General features: G+C 68.4%; 5 protein-coding genes. 3 read left to right on the top strand and 2 right to left on the bottom strand.

The window, feature by feature from the left end:
- Together AC1DXV_RS29880 and AC1DXV_RS29875 are read right to left on the bottom strand one after the other, a co-directional pair.
- Nucleotides 1-1,397 (bottom strand): NAD(P)/FAD-dependent oxidoreductase (locus AC1DXV_RS29880; RefSeq protein ID WP_477937070.1); only part of this gene is annotated, 1,397 nt, incomplete at its 3' end.
- A 575-nt stretch (nt 1,398-1,972) separates the two neighbouring features.
- Nucleotides 1,973-3,100 carry an NADH:flavin oxidoreductase/NADH oxidase gene (locus AC1DXV_RS29875; RefSeq protein WP_477937068.1) on the bottom strand — a complete coding sequence of 376 codons (1,128 nt, stop codon included), beginning with the start codon at nt 3,098-3,100 and terminating at the stop codon, nt 1,973-1,975.
- Nucleotides 3,101-3,234: 134 nt separating this feature from the next.
- Between AC1DXV_RS29875 and AC1DXV_RS29870 the strand changes: the two genes are divergently transcribed.
- From AC1DXV_RS29870 to AC1DXV_RS29860, 3 genes are all read left to right on the top strand, one after another.
- Entirely contained in the window at nt 3,235-4,017 is a 783-nt protein-coding gene (locus tag AC1DXV_RS29870; protein WP_047511732.1) for an SDR family oxidoreductase, read from the top strand.
- A complete protein-coding gene (locus AC1DXV_RS29865; RefSeq protein WP_477871196.1) occupies nt 4,014-4,688 on the top strand; it encodes a YceH family protein in 675 nt (224 codons plus the stop codon). Before AC1DXV_RS29870 ends, AC1DXV_RS29865 begins: the two co-directional genes overlap by 4 nt.
- 35 nt (nt 4,689-4,723) lie before the next feature.
- A partial coding sequence (locus tag AC1DXV_RS29860) for a transporter substrate-binding domain-containing protein (protein WP_477937066.1) occupies nt 4,724-6,306 on the top strand: 1,583 nt, incomplete at its 3' end.

Raw genomic sequence — 6,306 nt, 5'->3', positions numbered from 1 at the left:
CTCGAGAGCTTGTCGAAGGTCAGCTTGCCGTCGGGCTTCGGGTAATCGATCTTCGGGCACTCGGCGGCCGGCTTCAGGCGGGCGTTGTCGGGCACGGTGCTGTGGATCGTCCACGGCGGCGCCTTGAAACCGAGCTTGGGCAGCAGCCACAGCTCGATGCCGTTCATGATCGACGACAGGAACAGGCCCTTCTTCATCCACTGCTTGGTGTTGCGCGAGGCCTGCAACTCTTCGTAGAGCCAGCTCTTCTCGAAGGCCTGCGGGTAGGCGGTGAGCTCGTCGTGCTGGCGGCCGGCGGTGACGGYGGCGAACGCGGCCTCGGCGGCCAGCATGCCGGTCTTGATGGYCGCGTGGCTGCCCTTGATGCGCGAGAAGTTCAGGAAGCCGGCCTCGCAGCCGACCAGCGCGCCGCCGGGGAACACGAACTTCGGAAGGCTCATCAGCCCGCCGCAGGTGATCGCGCGGGCACCGTAGCCGATGCGCTTGCCGCCTTCGAGGCAGGCGCGGATGGCAGGGTGGGTCTTCCAGCGCTGCATTTCCTCGAACGGGCTGAGCCAGGGGTTGCTGTACTCGAGGCCGGTGATGAAGCCGAGCGTGACCTTGTTGTCTTCCATGTGGTACAGGAAGCCGCCGCCGTAGGTGCTGTTGTCCATCGGCCAGCCGAGCGAATGGATGACGTGGCCGGGCTTCGCCTTGGCGGGGTCGATCTCCCAGAGTTCCTTGATGCCGAGCGCGTAGGTCTGCGGATCGCGGCCGTCGTCGAGCCTGAAGCGCGCGATCAGCTGGCGGCCGAGCTGGCCGCGAGCGCCTTCGGCGAACACGGTGTACTTGGCGTGCAGCTCCATGCCGAGCTGGAACTCGCCGGTGGGTTCGCCGTCCTTGCCGATGCCCAGGTTGCCGGTGGCGACGCCCTTGACCGAGCCGTCGGCGTTGTAGAGCACTTCGGCGGCGGCGAAGCCGGGGAAGATCTCGACGCCGAGGGCTTCGGCCTGCTGGCCGAGCCAGCGCACGACATTGCCGAGGCCGACGATGTAGTTGCCGGCGTTGTGCAGGCTGCCGGGGATCAGGAACTGCGGGGTGCGCAGCGTGCCGGCCTGGCTGAGGAACAACATCTCGTCGTGGGCGACGGGCTGGTTCAACGGGGCGCCGAGTTCCTTCCAGTTGGGGAACAGTTCTGTGAGGGCGCGCGGGTCCATGATGGCGCCGCTCAGGATGTGGGCACCAGGCTCGGAGCCTTTCTCCAGCACGACGACCGAGATCTCCTTGCCTTGCGAAGCCGCCAGCTGCTTGAGCTTGATCGCCGTCGCCAGGCCGCCGGGGCCACCCCCGACGATCACGACGTCGTACTCCATGGATTCGCGCGGGCCGTGTTGCTCGAGGATGGCTTCGGGGGTCATGTCGGTCCTTGTGTCCTGGGCGCTGCGCGGCAGGCGGCGCTTGTCTCGGTGCGCGGCATTGTATCGGGGGCTGGTGCGGAAAAGAACGATCGTTCTTTTTTTGGATTGCCGGGTTTCGCCCCGGCGGGCGAGTCACTTTCTTTGTCTTGCCAAAGAAAGTAACCAAAGAAGGCGCTTCGAAAACCATACGGTTCGTTCAGTCTCGCTGCGGACAACGCTGACACTTCGGCTAGCCATCCACGTTCATTGGGATTGTTGGCCGTTCTCTTCCACACGACTCGTTCGCTTCGCGTCGCATCGTCTTGCACCGGCGACTGCTGCCGCTACTGCGTCATCCCGGCGATGCGCAGCGAGCGGGATGGAGAAGAACGGCCAACAATCCCAATGAAGGTGGATGTGCAGCCGAAGTGTCAGTGTTGTCCGCAGCGAGACTGAACGAACCGTATGGTGTTGTATTGAGGCCCTTTGCTTTGGTTACTTTCATTTGGGCTTCAAATGAAAGTGACTCGCCCGCCGGGGCGAGACCCGGCAGCAGCCTCACGCAGTGAACCACCCCCGGGGAAGGGGAAAAGCGGTCACCGTCCGCCGAACGGCACCCCGGTCAGCACATCCGCATGACCCCGCGGCGCAGACCGCCCGTACTGCGGTGGCGGTGCCACCTGCGCCCCCAGCTCGGCCGCTGCGTGCCACACCCAACGCGGGTTCCACAGCATCCCGCGTGCCAGCGCCACCATGTCGGCGTCCCCGTCGACAAGGATCTGCTCGGCCTGCGACGGTTCGGTGATCAGGCCGACCGCCATCGTCGGCAGACCGCTGGCCTCCTTGATGGCACGCGCGAACGGCACCTGGTAGCCCGCACCCAACTTGATCTGCTGCTGCGACGTGATGCCGCCCGACGACACATCGATGAAATCGCAGCCGCGTGCCTTCAAGGCCTTCGCGAACTCCACCGTCTGCGGCAGCGTCCAGCTCGGCGCTTCGCCATGCTCCATCCAGTCCGTCGCCGATACGCGCACGCCCAGCGGCTTGTGCGCCGGCCACACCGCACGCACCGCATCGAACACCGCCAGCGGCAGACGCATCCGGTTCTCCAGGCTGCCCCCCCATGCATCAGTGCGCTGGTTGCTGATCGGCGACAGGAACTGGTGCATCAGGTAACCGTGCGCACAGTGCAGTTCGATCACGTCCAGGCCCAGCCGCTGCGAGCGCTCGGCCGCCTTCGTGAACTGCGCGATCACGGTGYGGATGTCGTCTTCGCTCATCGCGTGCGGCGGCGCCTCTTCAGGGCGCTGGCGCACCGCCGACGGGGCCCACGGCGTCCAACCGCCGTTTTGCGGCGTGATCAGCTGGCCGCCCTTCCACGGCGGGGCGCTCGACGCCTTGCGGCCCRCATGCGCCAGCTGGATGCCGATCGCGCCCTTGGCATGCGGGCGGATCGCCGCCAGCACCCGCGCCAGCGCGGCTTCGTTCTCGTCGCTCCACAAGCCCAGGCAATCGGGCGTGATGCGGCCCTCGGGGCTCACGCCCGTGGCCTCGATCAGCGTCAGCGCGGCACTGCCCTGCGTCAGCGCGCCGAGGTGCATCACGTGCCAGTCGGTGGCAGAGCCGTCGACGGCCGAGTACTGGCACATCGGCGCGACGATCACGCGGTTGGAGAGCTCGAGCTCGCGCAGCGCGAGCGGGCGGAACAAGGTGGGATTCATCGGACTCCTGCAGACGGTTGAAGCACGGTGGCTTCGTGCTATCTTGCCCCACAGCCTTGGCCGCCGCTGACCCCAGGTCTTTGACGTGAGGTCGGCTTCGTGCCGCAACATCGAACAAATCAAGGAGCCAGAACATGAGCTACAGCATCGATCTCTCCGGCCGCGTCGCGCTGGTCACCGGTGCCTCCAGCGGGCTGGGTACCCAGTTCGCCAAGACACTCGCCAGTGCCGGCGCCGCCGTCGTGCTGGCCGGCCGCCGCGTCGAACGCCTGAAGGCGCTGCGCGCCGAGATCGAGGCCGGCGGCGGCGTCGCCCACGTCGTCAAGCTCGACGTGACCGACCACGACAGCATCAAGGCCGCCATCGCCCACGCCGAGACCGAGATGGGCACCCTCGACATCCTCGTCAACAACTCCGGCGTCAGCACCACGCAGAAGCTCACCGACGTGACGCCCGACGACTACGACTACGTGATGGACACCAACACCAAGGGCGCGTTCTTCGTCGCCCAGGAGGTGGCCAAGCGCATGCTGGCGCGCGCCAAGGGCGCCGCACCCGGCACCTTCACCGGCGGGCGCATCGTCAACATCGCGTCGATGGCCGGGCTCAAGGTGCTCGGCCAGATCGGCGTCTACTGCATGAGCAAGTCGGCCGTCATCCACATGACCCGCGCAATGGCGCTTGAATGGGGCCGCTACGGCATCAACGTCAACGCGATCTGCCCCGGCTACATCGACACCGAGATCAACCACCACCACTGGAAGACCGAACAGGGCAAGAAGCTGATCGACATGATGCCGCGCAAGCGCATCGGCCAGCCGCAAGACCTCGACGCCGTGCTGATGATGCTGTGCGCCAACGAGAGCCACTTCGTCAACGGCGCCGTGATCCAGGCCGACGACGGGTTCGCGGTGTGAGCCTGCGGCCGCTGACCCTGCTGGAGGCCCGCGCGCTCGGCGTGCTGATCGAGAAGGCCAGCACCGTGCCCGACAGCTACCCGCTGTCGCTGAACGCGCTGGCCTCCGGCTGCAACCAGAAGACCGCCCGCGATCCGGTGATGAACGCGACCGATGCCGAGGTGCAATCGGCCGTCGACGCGCTGAAGGCCCTGCACCTGGCCTTCGAGTCCAGCGGCTCGCGCGTCAGCCGCTACGAGCACAACCTCGGCCGCGCGCTCGCGCTGCCGTCGCAATCGGTCGCGCTGCTCGCGGTGCTGATGCTGCGCGGGCCGCAGACGGCCTCCGAACTGCGCGCCAACTGCGAGCGGCTGCACCGCTTCGCCGACACCTCGTCGGTCGAGGCCTTCCTCGACGAACTGGCCACGCGCGCCGACGAGAAGGGCGGCCCGCTGGTGGTCAAGCTGCCGCGCGCGCCCGGTGCCCGCGAGGCGCGCTGGACCCACCTGCTGAGCGGCATGGTCGACATCTCGGCGATGCCGGTGGCGTCGAGCGACGAGGATTTCGTCGCCACCAGCGAGCTGGCGGCACTGAAGGCGCAGCAGCTGAGCCTGAAGCGCGAGGTCGACGAACTGCGCGCGCTGGTCGAGCGGCTCTACGAGGAGCTGGGCGTCAGCAGATCATCGGATTGACGTGCGGGATCGAATGACGAACTGAGCGGAGTCTCATGAGCGGAGCGAGGAAGTGGTGCCTCAGGCTGGCGGCCGTGATGGGCCTGGCCGCTGCGTTCATCCTGCCGGCCACGGCCCAGCCGCAGCCGCCGCAGCTGCCATCCCCCACGCTGCGCCTCACCGACGCCGAGCGCGCCTGGGTGGCCCAGCACCCGGTGGTGCGCGTCGGCACCTCGCCCGGCCTGCCGCCTTATTTCACGTTCGATGCCAATGCCGAGCGGCCGCAGGGCTACGTGATCGAGCTGATGGACCTGCTGGCCGAGCGCACCGGGCTGCGCCTCGACTACCAGCGCTCGCCCAGCCAGGCCGTGATGCTGGAGACGCTGGCGCGCGGCGAACTCGATGCGGTGGCCTTCACCGCGGCACCGGCCGATGGCGCCGGCACCTTGCTGCACACCCGGCCGATGCTCGGCGCGAACATGGTGCTGGCGGTGCGGCGCGACGTCTCCGACGTGTCGCCCGCCACCGAGTTCGGCGGCTACCGCGTCGCCGTCGAGGCGGCCTCGGCGGCCGACGGCCTGCTGGTGTCGCGCTTCCCCGGCGCGCAGGTGCAGCGCTACGACAGCGCCGAAGGCGCGCTGCGCGCGGTCGCTTCGGGCGATGCCGACCTCTACATCGGCTACCGCCACGTCGCGGTGCACTACATCGAGAAGAACCTGCTGGCCAACGTGCAGGTGCGCGGCGGCTTCGGCCCCGGGCTGACGGCGCTCGGCCCGGCCGTGCGGCGCGAGCTGCCGCTGCTGCACGCGGTGCTCGACAAGGCGATGGCCTCGGTCACGCAGAGCGAGCAGGCCCAGCTCGCACGCCGCTGGCTGCCCGAGGATGCCGACGGCGCACCGCACAACGTGATGCTGACCGATGCCGAGCGCCGCTGGGTCGATGCGCACGGCCGCATCCGGGTCGGCTACGACGCCGCCTTCGCACCGATCACGCTGCGCAACGACCTGACCCAGCTGCGCGGGCTGGGTGCCGACTTCCTCCGGCTGGCCGCCGGCAAGGTCGGCGTGACGATCGAGAGCGAGATCGGCGGCAGCTTCGCCGAGATGTACCAGCGCGGCTTGAAGGGCGACATCGACGTGCTGGTCGGCGCCGCGCGCACGATGCAGCGCCGGCAGGATTTCGATTTCGTCGGCCCGTTCCTGCGCGTGCCCACCGGCATCGTCACGCGCAGCCCCGACGGGCCGCTGGTGACCCGGCTGGGCGAGGTCGGCCCCATGCGCATGGCCTTGCTGCAGGACCACTTCCTGATCCCGCAGCTGAGCAGCCGCTACCCGGCCATCCAGCTGATCACGGTCCCGACGCAGGAGGGCGCTTTGCAGGCGGTCGCCGACGGCCGGGCCGATCTCGCGATCGGCAACCTGAAGGTGGTCAACCAGTTGATCAACGACGGCCTGACCGGCCGCGTGCGCGTGACCGGCACGCTGGGCGATGCCGACAGCGAGCTGTACTTCGCGGTGCGGCGCGAGCTGCCCGAGCTCTCGCACCTGCTGCGCAAGGGGCTGGATGCGGTGAGCGCGGCCGAGGCTTCGGACATCGAGCGCCGCTGGCTGCTGGGCAGCGGCACGCTGAGCATGAGCCG

This window comes from Rhizobacter sp. P3_C12, from assembly GCF_056402735.1.
The sequence above is the reverse complement of the archived record's forward strand: the minus strand, read 5'-3'. Positions and strand labels throughout refer to the sequence as shown.

What these genes read in the sequence shown, in the direction of transcription:
- AC1DXV_RS29870 (WP_047511732.1), top strand. Translation starts at nt 3,235, where the DNA reads ATGAGCTACAGCATCGATCTCTCCGGCCGCGTCGCGCTGGTCACCGGT.